This window comes from Phycicoccus sp. Soil802 (assembly GCF_001429605.1).
GTDB lineage: Bacteria > Actinomycetota > Actinomycetes > Actinomycetales > Dermatophilaceae > Pedococcus.
In genome coordinates this window covers 20443-41543 of sequence record NZ_LMSS01000003.1, presented here as the reverse complement: position 1 = coordinate 41543, position 21101 = coordinate 20443, and the positions used below count along the sequence as shown (strand labels likewise).

The 21101-nt window shown below is 72.2% G+C and carries 20 protein-coding genes; 14 read left to right on the top strand and 6 right to left on the bottom strand.

Features of this window, described 5'->3' with window-relative positions; all coding sequences use genetic code 11:
• Positions 1 to 16 precede the first annotated feature (16 nt).
• From ASG91_RS06720 to paaN, 5 genes are all read right to left on the bottom strand, one after another.
• Positions 17 to 1399: an FAD-binding oxidoreductase gene (locus ASG91_RS06720; protein ID WP_056921880.1), complete on the bottom strand. Its 1383-nt coding sequence runs from the start codon at positions 1397 to 1399 to the stop codon at positions 17 to 19.
• 87 nt (positions 1400 to 1486) lie between these two features.
• The gene (gene hisC, locus ASG91_RS06715; protein ID WP_056921879.1) at positions 1487 to 2632 is read right to left on the bottom strand and encodes a histidinol-phosphate transaminase; all 1146 of its coding nucleotides are present in this window, start codon (positions 2630 to 2632) and stop codon (positions 1487 to 1489) included.
• 129 nt (positions 2633 to 2761) lie between these two features.
• Entirely contained in the window at positions 2762 to 4222 is a 1461-nt protein-coding gene (locus ASG91_RS06710; RefSeq protein ID WP_157606169.1) for a hypothetical protein, read from the bottom strand.
• An 82-nt stretch (positions 4223 to 4304) separates the two neighbouring features.
• Entirely contained in the window at positions 4305 to 4688 is a 384-nt protein-coding gene (locus tag ASG91_RS06705) for a phage holin family protein (RefSeq protein WP_056921877.1), read from the bottom strand.
• A gap of 21 nt (positions 4689 to 4709) precedes the next feature.
• Positions 4710 to 6449, bottom strand: coding sequence for a phenylacetic acid degradation protein PaaN (gene paaN / locus ASG91_RS06700; protein WP_235545462.1), 1740 nt, complete (start codon positions 6447 to 6449; stop codon positions 4710 to 4712).
• A 62-nt stretch (positions 6450 to 6511) separates the two neighbouring features.
• On the opposite strand from paaN, the gene ASG91_RS06695 reads away from it, so the two are divergent.
• From ASG91_RS06695 to ASG91_RS06630, 14 genes are all read left to right on the top strand, one after another.
• The gene (locus tag ASG91_RS06695; RefSeq protein ID WP_056921876.1) at positions 6512 to 6844 is read left to right on the top strand and encodes a helix-turn-helix transcriptional regulator; all 333 of its coding nucleotides are present in this window, start codon (positions 6512 to 6514) and stop codon (positions 6842 to 6844) included.
• Positions 6841 to 7632: an SRPBCC domain-containing protein gene (locus ASG91_RS20130; RefSeq protein WP_200961248.1), complete on the top strand. Its 792-nt coding sequence runs from the start codon at positions 6841 to 6843 to the stop codon at positions 7630 to 7632. The genes ASG91_RS06695 and ASG91_RS20130 overlap by 4 nt, the downstream gene beginning before the upstream one ends.
• 24 nt (positions 7633 to 7656) lie before the next feature.
• Positions 7657 to 8109 carry a hydroxyphenylacetyl-CoA thioesterase PaaI gene (gene paaI / locus ASG91_RS06685; RefSeq protein ID WP_235545460.1) on the top strand — a complete coding sequence of 151 codons (453 nt, stop codon included), beginning with the start codon at positions 7657 to 7659 and terminating at the stop codon, positions 8107 to 8109.
• Between the two features lie 219 nt (positions 8110 to 8328).
• A complete protein-coding gene (gene galE / locus ASG91_RS06680) occupies positions 8329 to 9345 on the top strand; it encodes a UDP-glucose 4-epimerase GalE (protein WP_056921875.1) in 1017 nt (338 codons plus the stop codon).
• Between the two features lie 99 nt (positions 9346 to 9444).
• The gene (locus ASG91_RS06675; RefSeq protein ID WP_056921874.1) at positions 9445 to 10878 is read left to right on the top strand and encodes a cytochrome ubiquinol oxidase subunit I; all 1434 of its coding nucleotides are present in this window, start codon (positions 9445 to 9447) and stop codon (positions 10876 to 10878) included.
• 42 nt (positions 10879 to 10920) lie between these two features.
• Positions 10921 to 11946, top strand: a complete 1026-nt coding sequence (gene cydB, locus ASG91_RS06670; protein ID WP_056921873.1) for a cytochrome d ubiquinol oxidase subunit II — start codon at positions 10921 to 10923, stop codon at positions 11944 to 11946.
• Positions 11946 to 13592: a thiol reductant ABC exporter subunit CydD gene (gene cydD, locus ASG91_RS06665; RefSeq protein WP_056921872.1), complete on the top strand. Its 1647-nt coding sequence runs from the start codon at positions 11946 to 11948 to the stop codon at positions 13590 to 13592. The genes cydB and cydD overlap by 1 nt, the downstream gene beginning before the upstream one ends.
• On the top strand, positions 13589 to 15271 hold the full coding sequence (gene cydC, locus ASG91_RS06660) for a thiol reductant ABC exporter subunit CydC (RefSeq protein WP_056921871.1): 1683 nt from the start codon (positions 13589 to 13591) through the stop codon (positions 15269 to 15271). The genes cydD and cydC overlap by 4 nt, the downstream gene beginning before the upstream one ends.
• 16 nt (positions 15272 to 15287) lie before the next feature.
• Positions 15288 to 15710, top strand: coding sequence for a BlaI/MecI/CopY family transcriptional regulator (locus ASG91_RS06655; RefSeq protein ID WP_200961247.1), 423 nt, complete (start codon positions 15288 to 15290; stop codon positions 15708 to 15710).
• Positions 15711 to 15841: 131 nt separating this feature from the next.
• A complete protein-coding gene (locus ASG91_RS06650) occupies positions 15842 to 16558 on the top strand; it encodes a M56 family metallopeptidase (RefSeq protein ID WP_235545458.1) in 717 nt (238 codons plus the stop codon).
• 8 nt (positions 16559 to 16566) lie between these two features.
• The gene (locus tag ASG91_RS06645; protein WP_056921869.1) at positions 16567 to 17100 is read left to right on the top strand and encodes a low molecular weight protein-tyrosine-phosphatase; all 534 of its coding nucleotides are present in this window, start codon (positions 16567 to 16569) and stop codon (positions 17098 to 17100) included.
• Positions 17101 to 17124: 24 nt separating this feature from the next.
• Positions 17125 to 17502, top strand: a complete 378-nt coding sequence (locus ASG91_RS06640; protein WP_056921868.1) for a tetratricopeptide repeat protein — start codon at positions 17125 to 17127, stop codon at positions 17500 to 17502.
• Positions 17499 to 19013: an LLM class flavin-dependent oxidoreductase gene (locus ASG91_RS06635; RefSeq protein ID WP_056921867.1), complete on the top strand. Its 1515-nt coding sequence runs from the start codon at positions 17499 to 17501 to the stop codon at positions 19011 to 19013. The genes ASG91_RS06640 and ASG91_RS06635 overlap by 4 nt, the downstream gene beginning before the upstream one ends.
• Positions 19014 to 19139: 126 nt before the next feature.
• Complete coding sequence (locus ASG91_RS06630; RefSeq protein ID WP_056921866.1) at positions 19140 to 19988, top strand: VOC family protein; 849 nt, start codon at positions 19140 to 19142, stop codon at positions 19986 to 19988.
• Here ASG91_RS06630 and ASG91_RS06625 read toward each other — a convergent pair.
• Positions 19985 to 21028, bottom strand: a complete 1044-nt coding sequence (locus tag ASG91_RS06625) for an aldo/keto reductase (protein WP_056921865.1) — start codon at positions 21026 to 21028, stop codon at positions 19985 to 19987. The two genes, ASG91_RS06630 and ASG91_RS06625, sit on opposite strands and share 4 nt — an antisense overlap.
• Positions 21029 to 21101: the final 73 nt, after the last annotated feature.

Here is a 21101-nt window from a genome sequence, read left to right as displayed (position 1 = left end):
GCCGTGGTGCTGCCGACTACTTGGGGGCGATGTTCTGGTTGTGCCGGAACAGGTTGTCCGGGTCCCAGGTGGCCTTGATCTCCCGCAGCCGGGCGAGCTTGGTCTCGCCGAAGGAGCTCTCGATCCGGTCCTGGCCCTCGTCGCCGATGAAGTTGAGGTAGACCGCTCCCGTCGTCCACGGCTTCAGCGCCGCCGCCAGGGTGCGGGTGTGCGCGATGTTGGCCTCGGTGTCGGCCGGGTCCGGCCACATCGACAGGTAGTGGATGTTGAACCGCGCCTGCCGCTCCCCGAACGCGGTGGCGTCCTCGGGCACCCGCGCGATCGCACCGCCACCCGGCACGATGATGACCTGGCTGAGTGGCGAGACCGGCGCGGTCGCTAGCGGCACGAGGGTCTCGACCGCCTCGTCCGGCAGCTCGTCGAAGAAGTCGGCCGTCCAGTAGTTCTGCATGCCGTGCGGGTTGGCGTCGTCGAGCATCCGCTGGAGGGCGACGTAGGGCATCGGCCCCACGTGAGCGAAGACGGGCGGCCCGAACGTCAGCAGTGGGGCCAACACCGCCTCAGCCTGCTCGAGCGGTCCGGTGTAGGCCACGATCACGCCCACCGCCGGCTTGCCCCGAGCCGGCTCCGGCACCATCTCGATCGGCGGCGCGGTGATGAAGGCGACGCCGCCGCCCACCTCGTCGGGGGCGTCGGTGATGAAGTCGCGGAAGTTGCGCAGCACGTCGGCACCCATCGGCGCCGGGTACATGAGCATGCCGCCGAAGACGATCGGCCCGACCGGGTGCAGCCGCAGCGTGAACCGGGTGACGACGCCGAAGTTGCCACCCCCGCCGCGCACCGCCCAGAAAAGGTCGGGGTGCTCGGTCTCCGAGGCGGTCACGATCTGCCCGTCCGCCGTCACCACCTGCGCCTCGATGAGGTTGTCGCAGGTGAACCCCAGCCGGCGTTCCAGCCACCCGCTCCCGCTGCCGAGGGCGAGGCCGCCGACGCCGGTCGTCGACACCCGCCCACCGGTGACCGCGAGGCCATGCTCCTGGGTGGCCGCGTCGAGCTCGCCCCAGGTGCAGCCGCCCCCCACCTGGGCCGTCGCTGCCTCGGGGTCGACCACCACGTCGCGCAGCCCACGCAGGTCGACGCACAGACCGCCGTCGAGCACCGCCGAGCCTTGGACCGAGTGACCGCCGCCGTAGACGGAGATCGGCAGGTCGGACGCCCGCGCCCACGCGATGGCCGCGGCGACGTCCTCCGCGCTGCGGCAGGTCGCGATCAGGCTCGGCGACCGGTCGATCATCCCGTTGAACACGCTGCGGGACCGGTCGTACCCGTCGTCGCCCGGGGCCAGCTGCTGTCCCGAGAAGTCCGGGATCGTGGGACGTACGTCAGTCAGGTCGGTCATGGCGAGCCTCCGGGAGTGTGCTGCCGACTCTCCTCCCGACCCCGGCCGACGCACCTCCCCCAAAGGGACGACGCAGCCTGGCTCAGGTCAGGAGGGCCGCTCAGGCGGGGTTGACCGGGTGCTCGGTGAGGCTGGGTGTTCGGAAAGGAAGTCGCCCGCGACCCTGATCAGCACGTCGTTGGCCGCGGTCTCGCCGATCGTCGCCCGCACCCCGTCGGTGCCGTACTGGCGCAGCGTCAGCCCGGCCTCCTGCGCGGCGGCGGCGAAGTCGGCCGAGCGCTCGCCGAGCCCGAACCAGACGAAGTTGGCCTGCGTCTCGGGGATGAACCAGCCCTGGCCACGCAGCGCCGCGACCACGCGGGTGCGTTCGGCGACCAGCGCGTCGACCCGTTCCTTGAGCTCGTCGAAGGCCTTGAGGGACGCCACCGCGGCCGCCTGGGCGATCGAGTTCACGCCGAACGGCGTCGCCGTCTTGCGCAGGGCAGCCGCGACCGGGGGGTGCGCCACGGCATACCCGATGCGCAGGCCGGCCAGGCCGTACGCCTTGGAGAAGGTGCGCAGCACCATGACGTTGGGGCGGTCGCGGTAGAGCTCGAGGCTGCGCGGCGCCTCGGGGTCGGTGACGAACTCGAGGTACGCCTCGTCGATCACCACGAGCACCCGGCTCGGCACGGCGTCGAGGAATCGCTCCAGCTCCTTGTGCGTGACCATCGGGCCGGTGGGGTTGTTGGGGGTGCAGACGATGACGACCTTGGTCCGGTCGGTGATCGCGGCGTGCATCGCGTCGAGGCGGTGCCGGGCGTGGTCGTCGAGCCCGACCTGCACCGAGCTGGCGCCGGCCAGCGCGGTGACGATCGGGTAGGCCTCGAAGGAGCGCCAGGCGTAGACCACCTCGTCGCCGGGGTCGCAGGTGGCGGCGATGACCTGCCCGAGGACGCCGACCGAGCCGGTGCCCGTGGCGACGTGCTCGGCGGGCACCCCGAGCGAGTCGGCGAGCGCCTGGGTCAGCTCGGTGACCGCCATGTCGGGGTAGCGGTTGATGGTGCCGGCAGCCTCGCGGACCACCTCGAGCACCGAGGGCAGCGGCGGGTACGGGTTCTCGTTGGAGGAGACCTTGTAGGCCGTCACTCCCTCGGGCGCGGCTGCGGGCTTGCCGGGGACGTAGGCCGGCACCTGGTCGAGGGCCGCCCGAAGTCGGACGTCGGTGTCCTTCGAGGGGGTGCTGTCGCTCATGCCTTCACTCTAGGCGCGGGCCACGGCGGGGTATGCCGCGTGGGTCAGGTCCGTGGTTTCGGCCAATTGGCCGACTTCCTGGGATGAAAGGGCCTGAGGGCGCTGAGAGTCGGGCAATTGGCCGATTTCTCAGCCCAGGCGCTCGACCAGGTCCTTGCGCAGGTCCGAGACCAGCTCGTCGTCGACCCGCGAGACCGGCGAGAGCGTGGGCCAGTACTCGCCTCCGAACTGGAGCTGGATCGCCCCGCCGTCACAAAGGTCGCCACGGACGCCGCAGCGGCCGACCGGCGCGGGATGGCCCGGTCCGTCCAGCAGCACCATCCAGTGCGGGGTCGATCCCAGGAAGAGGACGGCGAACCACTCGTCGTCCAGCGACCGGACCAGCCGGTAGTCCCACTCGCTGGTCACCTGGCCGACATACGCGCGACGGATGGCGAGCCACGCCGTGACCGCGCGAAAAGCTGCCCAGAGCAGGGCGACGGCGGCACCGGCGGCCAGGGCGAAGCGCATGGCGTGGGGCAGGCCCTCGACGAGGAGCCCGACACCCGCGAGGACCACACCGGGCCACCAGGTGCCGGCGCTGAGAGCCATGAGGTACCTCGCGTACCGGGGCTGGATGGGCGGCGCGGCCACGCCGTCATCCTCCCAGCCCTCGCGCGCCGCCACGGCGGACAGCAGGTCGGGCAGCGGGGCGTCACGACCGAGCTCCACGGATGTCTGCCGCGCCGGAGTCACCACGTGGGTCACCTGCGGTGTTGGCAGGGGTGCGAGGGGCACCCCCGGTCCGCGCAGGCGCCCCATGGCCACGGCGGTGCCCACCCCGCCGAGGACCAGGACCGCACCGGCCAAGAGGAACGTGGCCAGGAAGTAGGTGTCTTCGTGGTCCATAGCGCTCTCGTCGAACGGCCAAGCCATGGCCCGGACCAGCACTGGCGCCCCCACTTTGGGGAACGGTGAGTAGCAGTCGACCTCCGCGTACTCGTCGCGGCCCTCCTCGGTCCAGGCGACTCCGCAGCTCTCGAGTCCCTCGTCACCGACGACCCGGACCATCGTGGCCTCGACGTCGTGACCACTAGTCCAGACTGCCTGGAAGGCCGCGAATGCGAGCACGGACAGCAGCACGGGGCCGAGCGCCCTGCGGGGGAACGCCGCCCGCAGCAAGCGGGCGCGGGTCGCGGGTCGGGTCGGTGCGCCGAGGGATGCATCGAAGGCCTCCTCCCACTCCTCCAGTGGTCCGAGCAGGTACCTGGTGCCGGACGCGTCGGTGAAGGCGCGCTGCTCAGCGAAGTCGAGGATCTCGGCGTCGACCTGACCCCGTCGAACGGCGGCCGCCTCGTAACCGCGCCGTGCGACGCGGACGTTGACGCCCGACCCGACCAGGCGGATGTCGTCACCGTCAAGGACCGCACGGCCACGTCGTTGGTCGCCATTGACGGTGACCAGCATCGGCACGGTGATCGCGCGCCCGCGACGGGCCACGCCGAGACTCCGGCGGGCGAGTCGGTCCGTGAGGACGGCATACGCGACCCCGCCCACCGCGCAGGCGACGAAGGCCAGTGCGGGCAGCACGAGGTGGGTCCAGGAAATCACGCGGGAAGCGTACGGAGGTGACACGGACGACGAATCCGCATCGCCCGAGGCGATGCGGATTCGTGACTCGTCAGTGGTGCGGTCAGTTGTCGTCGCCGTCGGGGAGGACCCAGCCGAGGATCATCGAGACGATCGTGATGACGATGGCGCCGAGCACTGCGTCCCAGAAGAAGTGGTTGATCGTGAAGCTCAGCCCGAGGGGGTCGGCGATCCACTCGGTCAGCTGCAGCATGAAGGCGTTCACGATGAAGGTGAACAGCCCGAGCGTCAGGATGATGAACGGGAAGCTGAGGAACTTCGCGATCGGCTTGACGACGGCGTTGACGAGCCCGAAGACCAGCGCGACGAGCAGGACGGTCGCGAACTTGGAGCCGAACTTGCCGTCCCCGAAGCTGATTCCGGGCAGGAGCCATGCCGCCACCCACAGTGCCACCGCGTTGACCGCGACCTTGATCAGGAAGTTCATGGTCCCGATCGTGCCAGATCGCTAGACGTGGCGGCGGGAGGTGACGACCCGGAACCGGTTGGCCACGAACGCCGCGTCGACGTAGGCCGAGTTCGCGGCGGGGTTGGCGCCGGTGCCGTGGAAGTCGGAGAACGCCGCGGTCTGGTTGACGAACACCGGGCCGGTGAGGTTCTCGGACAGTGCGACGCCCGCGTCGGCGGCGGCGTCGCGGGCCGCGTCGAGGACGTCCTCGGAGGTCGAGTAGACCGCGGCCGTCATGGCGCCGTGCTCGCGCACCGTGTCGCGGAACTGGGCCAGCGACTGGTCGGTGCCGCTGGTGCCGATGAGGAAGGTGACCGGCCCGAAGCACTCCTGGGTGTAGACGTCCTCGCGGCTCGCGTCCATGCTCACCAGGCCCGGGGCGCGGACGATGGCATCGGGGTATGCCGGGTGGCTGACCTCGCGCGAGTCCAGCACCACCGTGCCGCCCGCCTCCTCGGCGAGCGCGGCGAGACCGGCTGCGTTGGCGCGGACCCCGTCGTTGACGGTCGCGCCGAGCAGCTCGACGGCGCGGGCGTCGTCGCCGGTGAGCTTGCCCACCGCCGCCGCCAGGCGACCACCGAAGTCCTCGAAGGACACGTGGCCCTCGTCGGTCTCGATGCCGTCGCGGGGGACGTAGAGGTTCTGGGGGGTGGTGCACATCTGGCCGGAATAAAGGCTCAGTGAGAACGCGAGGTTGCCCAGCACGCCGCGCAGGTTGTCGGTCGAGTCGACCACGACGGTGTTGACGCCGGCCTTCTCGGTGTAGACCAGCTGGCCACGGGCCGCACCGGTCTCCTCGAGCCACGCGCCGAAGGTGGGCCCACCGGTGTAGTCGATGATCCGCACCTCGTCGCGCTCCGCGAGCACCTTGGCCAGCCCCTCCCCCTCGGCCTCGGGGGCGAGCTGCACGAGGTCGGCGCTGAAGCCGGCCGCGGACAGCACCTCACGGCACACCGCCACGGAGATGGCGAGGGGCAGTACGGCGCGCGGGTGCGGCTTGACCACCACGGGGTTGCCGGTGACCAGCGAGGCGAACAGCCCGGGGTAGCCGTTCCAGGTCGGGAAGGTGTTGCAGCCGATGACGAGGGCGACGCCGCGCGGCACGACGCGGTAGTCCTTCTGCATCCGCAGCGGGGCCGGGTTGCCCTCCTTGTCGCGGCCGGGCTTCTCCCACACGACCGAGCTCGGCACCCGCTCCTGCTCGACCAGGCCGGCGACGATGGACTCGAGCGCCCGGTCCTGGGCGTGCGGTCCGGCGGCCTGGAACGCCATCACGAACGGCTGGCCGGTCGTGTGCATGACCGAGTGCGCGATCTCGAAGGACCGCGCGTTGATCTGCTCGACGATCTCGACGCAGACGGCGGCCCGGGTGCGCGCGCCGGCGTCCCGCCAGGCCGGCATCGCCTCGGTCGCGGCGGCCAGCGCCGCGTCGACGTCGAGGTGGGGGTAGGTGATCCCCAGCGCGGGGCCGTACGGCGAGACCTCGTCGCCGACCCAGCCGCCGTCGGTGCGCACGTCACCCAGACCACCGAACGCGTTGTCGCGCAGCGCCTCGTATGCCGCCTGGCCGGCCTCCGCCGACCCCTCGCCGTAGACGCGGGGGGAGGGGGACTCGGGGAAGCGGCTGAAGTACGCCCGCTCCGCGAGAGCCGTGGTCGCCTGCGCGAGCAGCTCCGCGTGCTTGTCGACGAGCGGGTGGGTGCTGGGCGCCGTTGCCGTGGTCATGCCGTCATCGATCATGCCTTTCATCGTAAGGGGGTCTGGACAAGACCTTAACCGTCGCTCTAGAGTAACCGTTGCCCATGAGTAACCAATCAGCCCTTGCCCTCGACGCCCTCGGCGACGCCAGCCGGCGGCAGATCCTCGAGCTCCTCGCCGAGCGCCCTCGCGCGGTCGGTGAGATCGCCGCGGCGATGCCGATCGGCCGTCCTGCGGTGAGCAAGCACCTCAAGGTGCTCGAGGGCGCCGGCCTCGTGGACCACGAGAGCCGTGGCACCCGCAACCTCTATGCGCTCGCCCCCGACGGCCTGGCCGACCTCCAGCAGTGGTTGGTGACGACCTGGGACACCGCGCTCAACGCATTCCAGGCGTATGTGGAGGAGCACAGGGTGGAGTCGGAAGGACGACGTCGATGACTGCCGAGACCGTTCCCAGCACCTCCCACCCGATCGCACCCGTCCGACGCGAGGTCCGGGTGCGGTGCGACGCCGACACCGCCTTCGAGCTGTTCACCGCCCATCTCGGGGCCTGGTGGCCGCTGGGCACCCACAGCGTGTTCGGCGCCGAGGGCAGCGTCGCCTTCGAGGACGGCACGGTCGTGGAGCGGCGCGGTGCGGACACCGCGGTCTGGGGGACGGTGCTGCGCTGGGAGCGACCGGTCGGTTTCGCGATGACCTGGCACCCGGGTCAGGGCCCCGAACGGGCCACCGAGGTCGCCGTCGAGTTCACCGCGGACGGCGACGGCACGCTGGTCACGCTGACGCACACGGGCTGGGAGCGGCTCGCGGAGCCGGAGGCCGCACGGGCGGACTACGACCGCGGCTGGCCGCTGGTGCTGGGAGGGCTCGAGCAGTGGGTCGAGCGTGCTGGAGCTGGCGCTGGCGCTGGCACGGAGCCGACCGGGGAATGGTTCGCGCTGCACCACCGTCCCGGACCCGGGCTCGCCGACGGTGGCTCGGTGTTCGCGCACCCGCTGTTCCGCGAGCACGTCGCCTTCCTGCACCGACTCCGGGAGCGCGGCTGGCTGGTCGCTGCAGGGCCGGTGGACGCGGCGAACGGAGCCGGGATGGCCGTGGTGCACATCCCTGTGGGGGCAGGCCCCGAGCTTGACGAGCTGGCCCGCACCGACGACGGGTCGGTGACCGGCGGGGTGCTGTCGGTGACCGTGCAGCCCTGGGACGTGCGGTTCACCGCTGCTGACTGACCGACTGTTTGCCACGATGGGGTGGTGACCCACGACGACCCGAGCGACGACCTGAGCGACGACCTGAGCCATGTCCGGACCATGTGGGACGACGACCGGGCCTCACGCGGGCTCGGCATGGAGGCGCTGGTCGTCGAGGTCGACCACGCGGTGGTGCGGATGACGGTCACCGACGCCATGGTCAACGGGCACGACATCGCGCACGGCGGCTTCATCTTCGCCCTGGCCGACTCGGCCTTCGCGCTGGCCTGCAACTCCCGCGGGCGGCTCACGGTCGCAGCCGGGGCGGACATCTCGTTCGTCACCGTGGCGCACCGAGGCGACGTCCTCGTGGCGGACGGACGGGTGCGCGCGGCATACGGGCGCAGCGGCATCACCGACGTGACCGTGACCCGCGAGTCCGACGGTGCTCTCATCGCGGAGTTCCGCGGCCGGTCGCGCAGCCTCCCGCCCCGCGCGGGCGATGCCCCGACCTAGGTGTCGGCGCGCGAATGCGGCCTTTGTCCCTAGGGTCCGAGATGGCCGAGACCCGGCACGGAGGGCACGCCCGAGGACGGCGCCCCCGCCAGCCCCGTCACCATCGAGCGCGCCAGGAGCGGCCGCTGAGCCCGCGCCGGCGACGCCGGTGACCCGGCTCCCTGCCCACGTCGTGGTGGCGCGTGGCTGGGAGCCGGGGCCGCGGCATACGGTGTGCGCATGCGCGTCTTGGTCACCGGCGGTGCCGGGTACATCGGGTCCCACACCGTCGTCCAGCTGAGGGCCGCCGGCCACGAGGTCGTCGTCGTCGACAACTTCTCCAACGCCAAGCCCACCGTGGTGCCACGGCTGGAGGCGCTGACCGGTGGGCCGCTGGAGGTGCACGCGTTCGACCTCACCGACCGCGACAAGGTCGAGTCGCTGTTCGCCGAGCGCAAGTTCGACGCGGTCGTGCACTTCGCCGGGCTCAAGGCCGTCGGCGAGAGCGTGGACGTGCCGCTGGAGTACTACCAGACCAACCTCGACTCGACCTTCGCCCTGGTGCGCGCGATGCAGCGGCACGGCTGTTTCCGGCTGGTCTTCTCGTCCTCGGCGACGGTCTACGGCGAGAGCGCGACCCCGCCGTTCACCGAGGACCTGCCGACCTCGGCGACCAACCCCTATGGCTGGACCAAGGTGATGATCGAGCAGGTGCTGCGCGACGTCGCCCGCACGGACGACCGGTGGCGGATCGCGTTGCTGCGCTACTTCAACCCCGTCGGCGCGCACGAGTCGGGCAGCATCGGCGAGGACCCCTCGGGGATCCCCAACAACCTGATGCCGTTCATCGCCCAGGTGGCGGTCGGCAAGCTCGAGAAGCTCGAGGTCTACGGCGACGACTACGACACCCCCGACGGCACCGCGCTGCGCGACTACATCCACGTCGAGGACCTCGCCGCAGGCCACCTGGCGGCGCTGACCAAGCTGGGCTCGACCGACGAGCGGGTGTCGACCTGGAACCTCGGTACCGGGCACGGCACGTCGGTCCTCGAGGTGCTGCGGGCGTTCGAGAAGGCGTGTGGCCACGACCTCCCGCACGAGGTGGTGGGTCGCCGGGCCGGCGACATCGCCGCCTCGTTTGCCGACCCGTCCCGTGCCGAGCGCGAGCTCGGCTGGAAGGCGACGCGCACCATCGACGACATGTGCGCCGACCAGTGGCGCTGGCAGCGCGGCAACCCGCTCGGCTACCCGGACTGAGCGAGCACACCCCCGGGACCTTCGGCCCTGTCGGGACGTCTACTACATGGCGTAGTATATACTACGACATGTAGTAGTCCCATCGACCGCGGAGCCAGGATGGACAACCTCGACCTCGCCCGGTGGCAGTTCGCCATCACCACCGTCTACCACTTCCTGTTCGTCCCGGTGACGATCGGGATGTCGGCGCTCGTGGCCTGGTACCACTCCGCGTGGGTCCGCCGACGGCGGGAGGACGACCTGCGGCTGGCGAAGTTCTTCGGCAAGCTCTTCACGATCAACTTCGCCCTCGGACTGGTGACCGGCATCGTCCAGGAGTTCCAGTTCGGGATGAACTGGTCCGACTACAGCCGGTTCGTGGGCGACATCTTCGGGGCGCCGCTGGCCATCGAGGCACTGTTGGCGTTCTTCCTCGAGTCGACCTTCCTCGGGCTCTGGATCTTCGGCTGGGGCCGGATCCCCGAGAAGCTGCACGCCGCGTGCATGTGGATCGTCCACGTCGGCACGCTGCTGTCGGCCTACTTCATCCTCGCCGCCAACTCGTTCATGCAGAATCCCGTCGGCTACCGCTACAACCCGCAGACCAAGCGGGCCGAGCTGACCGACTTCGTCGCGGTGCTCACCAACAAGGTGCAGCTGGTGACCTTCCCGCACGTGGTGACCGCCGCCTACATGGTCGGCGGGGCGATGGTGATGGCCGTGGCGCTGTGGCACCTGCGGCGTCGGGAGGTCGGCGGGGACGCGGGGATGTACCGCAGGGCCACCCGCCTCGGCGCGGCCGTGGTCCTCGTCGCCGGGCTCGGCGTGGCCGTCACAGGCGACCTCCAGGGCAAGATCATGACCGAGGTCCAGCCGATGAAGATGGCCGCGGCCGAGGCCCTCTATGAGAGCTCGGACGGCAACGCGCCGTTCAGCCTGTTGACCATCGGATCGCTCGACGGCTCCGAGGAGAAGTTCGCGGTCACCGTGCCGGGGGTGCTCAGCTTCCTCGCGACCGGGCACTTCGACGGCAGCGTGCAGGGGATCAACGAGCTGAAGGCCGAGTACGCGCAGAAGTACGGCACCGGCAGCCCGCTCACCGCCGACGCGACCTACACACCGAACATCCCCCTGTCCTACTGGAGCTTCCGGCTGATGATCGGCGTCGGCGTGCTGGCTGCTCTCATCGCACTGCTGGCCCTGTGGACCACCCGCGGCGAGCGCGTCCCCCGGGCGCGCTGGTGGCACTGGGCGATCATGGCCGCCCCCCTGCTGCCGATCTTCGGCAACAGCTTCGGCTGGATCTTCACCGAGGTCGGCCGACAGCCCTGGCTGGTCTTCGGGGTGATGGCGACCAAGACCGGGGTGTCGCCCTCGGTGTCAGCCGGCGAGGTCGTCACGTCGATGGTCGTCTACACGCTGCTCTACGGGCTGCTCGCCGTCGTCGAGGTCAAGCTCTTCCTCACCTACCTGCGGGCCGGCGCGTTGCCCTTCGAGGAGCCCGCGACCCCGGCGACCCACGACGACGACGCTCCCCTCGCGTTCGCCTACTGACCCCCCGACCTACCTGCGTCACTCGGAAGGACCTGCACCGCAATGGAACTCAGCACCGTCTGGTTCGTCATCATCGCCGTCCTGTGGACCGGCTACTTCGTCCTCGAGGGTTTCGACTTCGGCGTGGGCATGCTGCTGCCCGTGCTCGGGAGGGGCGGCGACGCCGAGACCACCGAGAAGCGCCGCCGGGTGCTGATCAACACCATCGGGCCGGTCTGGGACGGCAACGAGGTGTGGGTCCTGACCGCCGGTGGCGCCACCTTCGCGGCGTTCCCGCACTGGTACGCCACGATGTTCAGCGCGTTCTACCTGCCGCTGCTGCTGATCCTCGTCGCCCTCATCGTCCGCAACCTCGGGTTCGACTACCGCGGCAAGCGCGACGACCTGCGCTGGCGGGCGCGCTGGGACAAGGCCATCGTCGTCGGGTCGTTCCTCCCCGCGCTGCTGTGGGGTGTCGCGCTCACCAACGTCGTGCGGGGCCTGCCGATCGACGGCGACAAGGAGTTCACCGGCAACCTCGTCACCCTGCTCAACCCGGTCGCGCTGTTGGGCGGGCTGGTGACCCTCGGGCTGTTCCTCACCCACGGCGCGCTGTTCGTGGCGCTCAAGACCGACGGCCCGATCCGCGGCGACGCCCGCCGCATCGCAACCCGCACCGGTGCCGTCACCGCGGTCCTCGCCGTGGCCCTGCTCGGGATCCTCGGCGCAGCCGACGGCCGCGCCGCCTCGTGGGTGACGACGGTGTTGGCAGCGCTCGCCCTGGTGGGGGCCCTCGCCGCCAACCTCCGCGGGCGCGAGGGGTGGGCGTTCGTCGGCACCTTCGTAACGATCGCGATGGCGGTGGCCACCTACTTCCTGCTGCTCTTCCCCGACGTCATGCCGAGCAGCACCGCCGCGGCCTGGTCGCTGACCACCGCGAACGCGTCCAGCACCCCCTACACGCTGAAGATCATGACCTGGGTCGCCCTCGTCTTCACGCCGATCGTCCTGCTCTACCAGTCGTGGACCTACTGGGTCTTCCGCAAGCGGATCGGCACCCAGCACATCCCCGCGGTGGCGAGCCACTGATGCGTCCGGTCGACCCGGCCCTGCTGCGCGCGGTCCCGCAGGCTCGTCGGCCGCTGGGGGTGCTCGCGGCGGTCGGGGTGGCCCAGGGCGTGGCGACGATCGGCACCGCCTTCGCGCTCTCGTCGCTCGTGGTCGCGGTGGTGCGCGGCGCGCCCGTGGCGTCCGCCGCGGCATACCTCGTCGTCGTGATGGTGGCGCGCGCAGTGCTGTCGTTCGTCGGGGAGACGGTCGCGGCGGCGGCGGGGACCACGGTGAGCAGCGCCCTGCGCGAGCGGCTGCTCGACCGGTGGCTGTCGGCACCGGCGGAGGACCGCCCCGGGTCGGCGGAAGCCGTCACGCTCGCCACCCAGGGCGCCGCCAGCGTGGAGCCGTATGTCGCGCGCTTCCTCCCAGCCCTCGTCACCGCGGCAGTCGTGCCGACCCTTGCGGTGGTGACCCTGGCGTTCGTCGACTGGCTGAGCGCGCTCGTGGTCGTGCTGACGCTGCCACTGCTGCCCGTGTTCGCGGCGCTGATCGGGGCGACCACCCGCGATGCCACCGAACGCCGTTGGGGGGCGCTCGCCGACCTCTCCGGCCACTTCCTCGACGTGGTGCGCGGGCTGCCGACCCTGGTGGCGTACGGACGGGGCGAGCGCCAGGTGCGGACGATCACCGACGTGAGCCAGGGGCACCGGCGCGCCACGATGGCGACGCTGCGACTGGCCTTCCTCAGCTCGGCGGCGCTCGAGCTGCTCGCCACGATCTGCGTGGCCATCGTGGCGGTGACCGTCGGGCTGCGGCTGTCGCACGGGTCGGTCGAGCTCGGCACCGGTTTGCTCGCGATCCTGCTCGCGCCCGAGGCCTACTGGCCGATCCGACGGGTGGGGGCCGAGTTCCACAGCGCCGCCGACGGCGCAGCGGCCCTTGCGTCGGCGCTCCCCCAGGTCTCGCGGGCCCAGCCGGCCGGTCGTGAACAACCGGCCAATCGCCCGGTTTCCGACGGGGCCGAGCCGCCCAGCCCCGGGAAACCGGGCAATTGGCCGAAAACCGTGGTCGTGCAGGGACTCGCCTACAGCTACCCGGGGTCGAGCGATCGGGTGCTGGACGGTGTCGACCTCACCGCGCCGACCGGGCTCACCGTCGTCACCGGACCCTCGGGCTGCGGCAAGTCCACCCTCCTCGAGCTCGTCGCCGGGCTGCGCACGCCGACCGCCGGTGCGGTCCGCGCGCAGTCGACCCACCTGGTGACCCAGCGACCGTTCCTCACGGTCGGCAGCCTCCGCGAGAACCTGACCCTCGGCACCGGCCCGGTCTCCGACGCCGCCATCTGGGCGGCCCTGCGCGAGGTGGGTCTCGACGGGGTGGTCGCCGCCCAGCCCGACGGGCTGCAGACCCCGCTCGGTGATGACGGACGGGGGTTCTCCGCAGGGCAGCGCGCGCGGCTGGTGCTCGCCCGCGCCCGCCTCGCGGACGCCGACGTGCTCCTGCTCGACGAGCCGACGGCCCACCTCGACGACGAGTCGGCCGCCGTCGCCCACCGCGTCATCCTCGACCTGGCGCGGCACCGCTGCGTCGTCGCCGTCACCCACCGCCGGGAGCTGCTGTCCCTGGCCGACCACCACGTCGCCCTGCGCGCGACCGCCGCCGCGCCCGGAGTCCCCGCATGAACCGCCGCTCGCCCCGCATCCTGGCCGCCGGCGCCCTCGGCGCGACCGCGCTCGGCTCCGGCGTCGCGCTCACCGCGACGTCCGGCTGGCTCGTCGTCCGCGCCAGCGAGCGCCCGGTTATCCTCACCCTGCTCACGGCGATCGTGGCCGTCCGCACGTTCGGCATGGCCCGACCGGTCTTCCGCTACTGGGAGCGGTTGCGTTCGCACGACGCCGCTCTCGACGACCTCGCGACCGCCCGCGCCGACCTGTATGCCGCCTTGGTGCCCCTCACGCCCGCCCGGCTCCCGCGGCGCGGCCGGGCCGCCATGCTGGCGGGGGTCGTGGACGACCTGACCGAGCGGGTGGAGGCGCAGGTGCGGGTCACCGTGCCGTTCGTGACGACGGCCCTGGCCGGGCTCGCGACGGTGCTGCTCTGCGCGTGGGTCGAGCCCGCGGCCGGGCTCGTCGTGAGCGGCCTCCTCGTCGTCGCGGCGCTGACCACCCTGCTCGCACGGCTGCTGGAAACCCGGTCGATGGACGCCCTCGTGGCCGCCCGCGACGACGTCGCCCGCGTCACCGAGCTGGTCGCCAGCCAGTCCCTCGACCTGCAGGCCGTCGGCGCCGGAGGCCAGGCGATCGAGTGGGTGCGGGACGCGCAGCGGCGGGTCGCTCGGGCCAGCCGGGTGCAGAGTCGCGGGCGCGCCGTGGCCACGGCCACGCTCCCGCTCGCGACGGCCGTGGCGACCGTGGGTTGCGCCCTCGTGGCTACGCGGACCGACCACAGCGCAGCGGTGTCCGCCCTACTCGTGCTGGCGCCGTTCGCGCTGGCGGAGGTGTTCGGGACCCTGCCCGAGGCAGCCCGCGCGTGGGCTCGCGCGTCAGCAGCCGAGCGGCGGTTGAGCCAGCTGCTCGACGAACGCCCCGGCGTCGCCGCCCCGCCCCACGCCGCCGCCGTGTCGGCTGCACCGGTGATCACCCCCGCCGACCGGAAGGCCGGCACGCACGTCCCGCACCTCCGGCTCCGAGGTGTGGGCGCCTCCTGGGACGGCCGACGGACCGCGCTGCAGGGCGCCGACCTGGCCGTCGCGCCCGGTCAGGTGGTCGCGGTCACTGGTCCGAGCGGCTGCGGCAAGTCGACCCTGCTCGCCGTCCTCGCCCGACAGCTCGACCCGGCGACGGGGAGCTACCTCGTCGACGGCCAGGACGCCCTGGGCCTCCCTGTGGAGCGGGTGCGCGCGCTGTTCGCCGTCGTGGACGACGAGCCGCACGTCTTCGCCACCACGGTGCGCGAGAACCTGCGCCTGGCTCGGCCGGCCGCGCTGGACCAGGACCTCCTCGAGGCGGTCGGTGCAGCCGGGCTGGGGGCCTGGCTCGCGGGACTGCCCGACGGGCTCGACACCCGGCTCGGGGCCAGCGGACGCGGGCTGAGCGGTGGGGAGCGGGCCCGCCTGTCCATCGCGCGGGCGCTGCTCTCGCAGCGGCCGGTCCTGCTCCTCGACGAACCAGTCGCCCACCTCGACCACCCGACGGCACTGGCTGTGATGGCCGATCTGCTGGCCGCCCGCGGCGAGCGCAGTGTCGTGGTGGTGAGCCACCGACCCGAGGGGCTCGCCGAGGCACACGGCATCATGGACCTGACCCGGACCACCGTGGCCCCTCGTGACCCGGTCCCCGATGCCGTGCCGACCCTGCCGTGAGTGGAACGAGGTGCCGATGCCCCGCAAGGCGATGAACACGCTGGGCGACCTCGAACGCGCCGTGATGGAACAGGTCTGGCGCGCTGCCGAGGAACACCGCGCGCCGGTGTCGGTGCGCGAGGTGCACGAGGCGCTGGGCACGAGTCGCAACCTCGCCTACACGACGGTGATGACGGTGATGGGTCGGCTGGCCGAGGCCGGGCTGCTGACCCAGGAGCGCACCGGGCGGGCGTACCGCTATGCGGCCGCCGGCTCCCGCGAGGAGCTGACCGCCTCGACCATGCTCGACCAGCTGCACGGCATGGACACCACCGACAGACGTTCGGCGATGCTGCACTTCCTCGGGGACGCCTCGCCCGAGGAGATCGCCGACCTCAAGGCCGCGCTCGCCGAGGTGGAGGCGCGGCACGGCGACGGCTCGGGGACGAAGGCGCCCTGAGCAGCGCCGCCCTCGCCACGGCGGGACTCGCGGTCCTCGCGCTCGGCCTGACCGGCCCGGCGCCACGGGTCATGGCTCGGCTCAATGGATTTCGCCGCGCGCCACGAGAAGCGCTCCTGGTCTGGCAGGCCGTGTCGCTCGCCGGGGTCGTCGCGGCACTGTCCGTGGCTCCCGCGGCGGCCCTGTCGACCACGCTCCCGCTCTGGGGGCTGCTCCTCGCCCTCCTCTTCAGCGCCGCCATGCTCGCGCGGCTGCTCTGGTCGGGGCACACCATCGGCACACGGCTGCGCGCCCAGCGTCGGGAGCACCGCACCCTCGTCGACGCGTTGGGGACCGACACCGGCGACCACGTGCGCGTGCTCGCCCACCCCACGCCCACGGCATACTGCCTGCCCGGCCTGCGCCGCCGGGTGGTGCTCACCGAGGGCACCCTCGCGGCGCTCCCACCCGACGAGCTGGCCGCCGTGATGGCGCACGAGCGCGCCCACCTGCGGGCCCGGCACGACCTCGTCCTGGAGTTCTTCACGGTGCTGCACCGTGCGGTGCCAGCTCGGCTGCGGGCGGCCGAGGCGCTGCGCGAGGTGCACCTCCTCATCGAGGTGCTGGCCGACCGCGCCGCCCGCCGCGCCGTCGGTCCGGTGCCACTCGCCCGGGCCCTGGTGGCGCTCGCCGCGGGCAGCCACCCGGAGACCACCCTCGGGGCGACCGAGGACCGGGCCACCACCGCAGCGCGGATGCGGCTGCTCACCGAACCAGTCGCCCCACCCTGGCTGCGCACGGCGATGGTGGTGTTTGCACTGGGCGTGCTCGCTGCCCCCGTGGCGCTGCTGGTCGTCACGGTGGGTTGAATGGGGCCATGGCACCCGAGCTCCACGAGAAGCGGCCCTACCGTGTGACCGTCGTGTGCACCGGCAACATCTGCCGGTCACCGATGGGCGAGTTCGTCCTGCGCGAGCGCTTCGAGGAGGCCGGTCTCGGCGACCAGGTGGTCGTCGACTCCGCAGGCACCCACTCGTGGGAGGTGGGCAACCCCGCCGACCCGCGGACCCTGGCGGTGCTGGCCCGCAACGGGCACGACGACTTCGGCGGACGCGACCACGTGGCCCGACGGTTCGAGCGGTCCTGGCTCGACGAGGTGGACCTCGTCCTGGCCGCCGACGCCGGTCACCTTCGGGAGCTGACCAAGCTGGCCCGCACCGACAGCCAGCGCGCCAAGGTGCGGATGTTCCGGTCCTTCGACCCGGACGCGCAGCGCTCGGGCGAGCTCGACATGGACGACCCCTGGTACGGCGACGACTCCGCCTTCGACCAGACCTACGCCGAGGTCGTGGCCGCCGCTGACGGCGTCGTGGACCACGTGCGCCGCGCCCTCGCCGACCGGAATAGTTGAATATCGAACTATTGTTGAGGGGTCATGACGACGAACAGCACGCCCTTCGCCCTGCGGCTCGACTGGGCCCGGAGCCTCTTCGACCACGGCGACTTCAGCGCCGCTGCCACCGCGCTGCGTGAGCTCGTCGACGAGTCCGGCAGCGGTGAGCACCTGCACGGCACGGCCGACCTGCGGCTGCTGCTGGCCCGTGCCTACTTCGGGTCGGCCCAGCTCGGGCGGGCCGAGACCGAGCTGCGACAGCTGGTCGAGGACGCCCCCGACGACGGCTACCTGCACCTGCTCCTCGGACGCACGCTCCAGCGCCAGCGTCGGCACGCCGATGCCCAGCGGCACCTCGCGCTGGCCGAGGTCCTCGGTGACTACGAGCGGCCGGCTGCCTACGGCGCTCCCGCGTCATGACCGACTACGGACAGGACCTGCAGTTCGGGATCTTCCCCAGCCCCGACGCCGCGTCCGCCGACCTCGTGCTCGAGCTCAGCGAGGCGGCGGACGTCGCCGGGCTCGACCTCGTGACCATCCAGGACCACCCCTACCAGGCCAAGCACCTCGACACCTGGACGCTGCTGTCGGTCATCGCGGCCCGCACCACGTCGGTGCGGGTGGCGCCCAACGTCGCGAACCTCCCCCTGCGCCCGCCCGTCGTGCTGGCCCGCAGCGTCGCCACCCTCGACCTGCTCAGCGGTGGACGGGTGGAGCTGGGGCTGGGCACGGGTGCGTTCTTCGACGCGATCGTCGCGGCCGGCGGCACCCGGCTCACGCCCGGCGAGTCCATCAAGTCGCTCACCGAGGCGATCGAGGTCATCCGCGCGGTGTGGGCCGGCGAGGGTGGCCCGACCGTGCGCATCGAGGGCAAGCACCACCGCGTCGTCGGCCTGCACCCCGGCCCGGCACCCGCGCACCCCGTCGAGATCTGGCTGGGGGCGTACAAGCCGCGCATGCTGCGCCTCACCGGCCGGTCCGCGGACGGCTGGCTCCCGAGCATGGGGTATGCCGCGCCGGACACCTTGGGTGGGCTGAACCGGACCATCGACGACGCGGCCGCCAAGGCGGGCCGTGACCCAGCGTCGATCCGCCGGCTCTACAACATCCACGGGCGGTTCGGCTCGGGCGGCGGGATGCTGCAGGGGTCACCGCGCGAGTGGGCCGAGCAGCTCGCCGAGCTCACCCTCACCGAGGGGATGAGCACCTACATCCTCGCCGTCAAGAGCCTTGACCAGGTCCAGCGCTTCGCCCACGAGGTCGCGCCAGCGGTGCGCGAGCTGGTCGACGACGAGCGCGCGAGGCGCGCCGCGGGTACTTCGACGCAGACTGCCGCAGTCGAGGTGCGTGGGCAGGAGGCGGCCCCGGCTGCCGCCACGCGGCATACCACTGAGTCCTTGACCGCTGAGCCTTTGACCGCTGAGTCATTCACCGAAGCCGTTGCGCCGCAAGCGCATTCGGGAGCGGGAGCGCACCTCGTCGAGGTGCACGACGGCCTGCGGGCCGAGCTGACCCGGCTGCGCGACATCGTCGAGCAGGTGGTCGCAGGCGAGGAGCAAGCCCATCGGGCACGCAACGCCATCAACGAGCTGACCATGCGCCAGAACAACTGGACGCTGGGCGCCTACTGCGCGCAGTACTGCCGGTTCGTCACCGGCCACCACGGCCTCGAGGACCGGTCGGTGTTCCCGCACCTGCGCCGCAGCGACCCGGCGCTCACGCCGGTGCTCGACCGCTTGGAGTCGGAGCACCTCGTGATCCACGACGTGCTCGAGCAGCTCGACGAGGCCCTGGTCGGGCTGGTTTCTGGAGCCTCGGGGACCACGGAGCTCAAGCGCGTCGTCGACGTCCTGTCGTCGACCCTCCTCGAGCACCTCGCCTACGAGGAGTCCGAGCTCGTCACCGCGCTCGACCGCCACGGCTTCTACTGAGCCGGTCGCCGGCGGGGTCCGGTCGGTCTCGCACCTGCTCGCGCCGGGAGCCGATCCCCCACTGTCGGTCCGCCGTCCTAGCGTGGACGGAAAGGCTGTGCGCACGACCGACCGAAGGGGACCCCGATGACCATGGAACGCACCTACCCGGCGGGGGTGACCTCCTGGGTCGACCTCGAGGTGGCCGACCTCGAGGCGCTCGACGTCGCCACCCGGTTCTACGGCGACCTGCTCGGCTGGACCTTCCAGCCGGCCACCCGTGACGAGGCACCGTTCCGCTACCTCATCGCCCGGCTGGACGGCCAGGACGCAGCCGGCCTGGGTGGACCGGCGTCACCCGACCGACCGGGTGGCACGGAGTGGACGACCTACATCGCCGTCGACGACACCGACGCGACGGCCGCGGCCGTGGCCCGCGCAGGCGGGCAGGTGCTGCTGCCCCCGGCCGACGCCGGCGAGGGCGGCCGCTCGGCCCTGTGCGCCGACCCCGATGGCCTGCGTTTCGGGCTCTTCCAGGCCAGGCGCAGGCTCGGCGCCCAGGTGACCAACCAGCCGGGCGCCTGGAACTTCAGCGACCTGCACACCGCCGACCCCGACGGCGCCCCTGCCTTCTACACCGCGCTGTTCGACTGGGAGGTCTCGGACCTCGGGTTCGCCCGGATGATCCGGCGCCCCGGCTACGGCGACCACCTCGAGGCGACCGTCGACCCGGGCATCCGCGAGCGCCAGTCGGGCGCGATGGTGCCGCCGGGGTTCGCCGACGCGATCGGCTGGGTCGCCCCGCTCGCGCCCGACGAGGCGGCGCACTGGCACGTCACCTTCTCCGTGGCGGACCGGGACGACGCGGCGGCGACGGCAGAGCGCCTCGGCGGCACGGTCATCCGCAGCTCGACCTCCGACTGGACCCGGGAGGCCGTCGTGGCCGACCCGCTCGGGGCGCAGTTCACCGTCAGCCAGTTCACGCCGCCCGGCTAGACCTTGGTCAGACTTCGCGGCTGGACGTCGCGGTGCCGCTGGTCCACACCGCCGGCGCCGTAGGGGTAGTCGTCCGCGTGCGGCGCGCTCACCTCGCCCAGCCGGTCGAGCTGCTCGGCGGACAGGTCGAGGTCGGCGGCGGCGAGGTTGTCGGTGAGCTGCTCGACGGAGCGGGCCCCGAGGATGACCGAGGTGACGGCTGGCTGGGCACCGACCCACGCGAGCGCGACCTGGGCCGACGTCACCCCCGCCTCGGACGCCACCTCGCCGACCGCGTCGATCACGGCCCAGGTGCGGTCCTGCTGGTTGCGGGGACCCCACGCCTCCATGCCGCGCTCGGGGTCCTCCCCCAGCCGGGACGCACCGGCGGGAGTGGCGTCGCGCTGGTACTTGCCGGTCAGCCAGCCGCCGGCGAGCGGCGACCACGGGAGCAGTCCGAGGCCGCCGTCGAGGCAGGCCGGGACGACCTCGTGCTCGATGTCGCGGACCAGCAGGTTGTACTGCGGCTGCAGCGTGACCGGAGCCGTCCAGCCGTGCTCGCGCGCCACGTGAACGGCCTTGGTGACCTGCCAGCCGAGGTAGTTGGAGAAGCCGTAGTAGGAGATCTTGCCGGCGCTGACGGCTTCGTCGAGGAAGCGCAGCGTCTCCTCCAGCGGCGTCACCGCGTCCCACGCGTGCATCTGGTAGAGGTCGATGTGCTCGACCCCGAGCCGCCGCAACGAGTCGTCGAGGGCGCGGCGCAGGTGGCGGCGCGACAGGCCCAGGTCGTTCGCGCCGTCACCCATGGCGAAGCGGCCCTTGGTGGCGATCACGAGATCCTTGGCGTCGTCCGGGTGGGACGCCAGCCACCGGCCGATGATCTCCTCGGAGACCCCCTTCGAGTAGACGTCGGCGGTGTCGACGAACGTGCCACCGGCCTCGACGTACGCCTCGAGGATCGCGCCGGACGTCGCCTCGTCCGCCTCCGCGCCGAAGGTCATCGTGCCGAGGCACTGGGTGGAGACGACGGTGCCGCTGGAGCCGAGCGTGGTGTATCGCATGGCTCCCACGGTATGCCGCGCGCTGACCCAGCGCGCGGCCGTGCCACGGCCGCCGGTGCCGGCGCCTCGGGCG

What these genes read in the sequence shown, in the direction of transcription:
- ASG91_RS06720 (WP_056921880.1), bottom strand. Translation starts at nt 1,399, where the DNA reads ATGACCGACCTGACTGACGTACGTCCCACGATCCCGGACTTCTCGGGA.
- hisC (WP_056921879.1), bottom strand. Translation starts at nt 2,632, where the DNA reads ATGAGCGACAGCACCCCCTCGAAGGACACCGACGTCCGACTTCGGGCG.
- ASG91_RS06705 (WP_056921877.1), bottom strand. Translation starts at nt 4,688, where the DNA reads ATGAACTTCCTGATCAAGGTCGCGGTCAACGCGGTGGCACTGTGGGTG.
- paaN (WP_235545462.1), bottom strand. Translation starts at nt 6,449, where the DNA reads ATGATCGATGACGGCATGACCACGGCAACGGCGCCCAGCACCCACCCG.
- ASG91_RS06695 (WP_056921876.1), top strand. Translation starts at nt 6,512, where the DNA reads ATGAGTAACCAATCAGCCCTTGCCCTCGACGCCCTCGGCGACGCCAGC.
- ASG91_RS20130 (WP_200961248.1), top strand. Translation starts at nt 6,841, where the DNA reads ATGACTGCCGAGACCGTTCCCAGCACCTCCCACCCGATCGCACCCGTC.
- galE (WP_056921875.1), top strand. Translation starts at nt 8,329, where the DNA reads ATGCGCGTCTTGGTCACCGGCGGTGCCGGGTACATCGGGTCCCACACC.
- ASG91_RS06675 (WP_056921874.1), top strand. Translation starts at nt 9,445, where the DNA reads ATGGACAACCTCGACCTCGCCCGGTGGCAGTTCGCCATCACCACCGTC.
- cydB (WP_056921873.1), top strand. Translation starts at nt 10,921, where the DNA reads ATGGAACTCAGCACCGTCTGGTTCGTCATCATCGCCGTCCTGTGGACC.
- cydD (WP_056921872.1), top strand. Translation starts at nt 11,946, where the DNA reads ATGCGTCCGGTCGACCCGGCCCTGCTGCGCGCGGTCCCGCAGGCTCGT.
- cydC (WP_056921871.1), top strand. Translation starts at nt 13,589, where the DNA reads ATGAACCGCCGCTCGCCCCGCATCCTGGCCGCCGGCGCCCTCGGCGCG.
- ASG91_RS06655 (WP_200961247.1), top strand. Translation starts at nt 15,288, where the DNA reads ATGCCCCGCAAGGCGATGAACACGCTGGGCGACCTCGAACGCGCCGTG.
- ASG91_RS06645 (WP_056921869.1), top strand. Translation starts at nt 16,567, where the DNA reads ATGGCACCCGAGCTCCACGAGAAGCGGCCCTACCGTGTGACCGTCGTG.
- ASG91_RS06640 (WP_056921868.1), top strand. Translation starts at nt 17,125, where the DNA reads ATGACGACGAACAGCACGCCCTTCGCCCTGCGGCTCGACTGGGCCCGG.
- ASG91_RS06635 (WP_056921867.1), top strand. Translation starts at nt 17,499, where the DNA reads ATGACCGACTACGGACAGGACCTGCAGTTCGGGATCTTCCCCAGCCCC.
- ASG91_RS06630 (WP_056921866.1), top strand. Translation starts at nt 19,140, where the DNA reads ATGACCATGGAACGCACCTACCCGGCGGGGGTGACCTCCTGGGTCGAC.
- ASG91_RS06625 (WP_056921865.1), bottom strand. Translation starts at nt 21,028, where the DNA reads ATGCGATACACCACGCTCGGCTCCAGCGGCACCGTCGTCTCCACCCAG.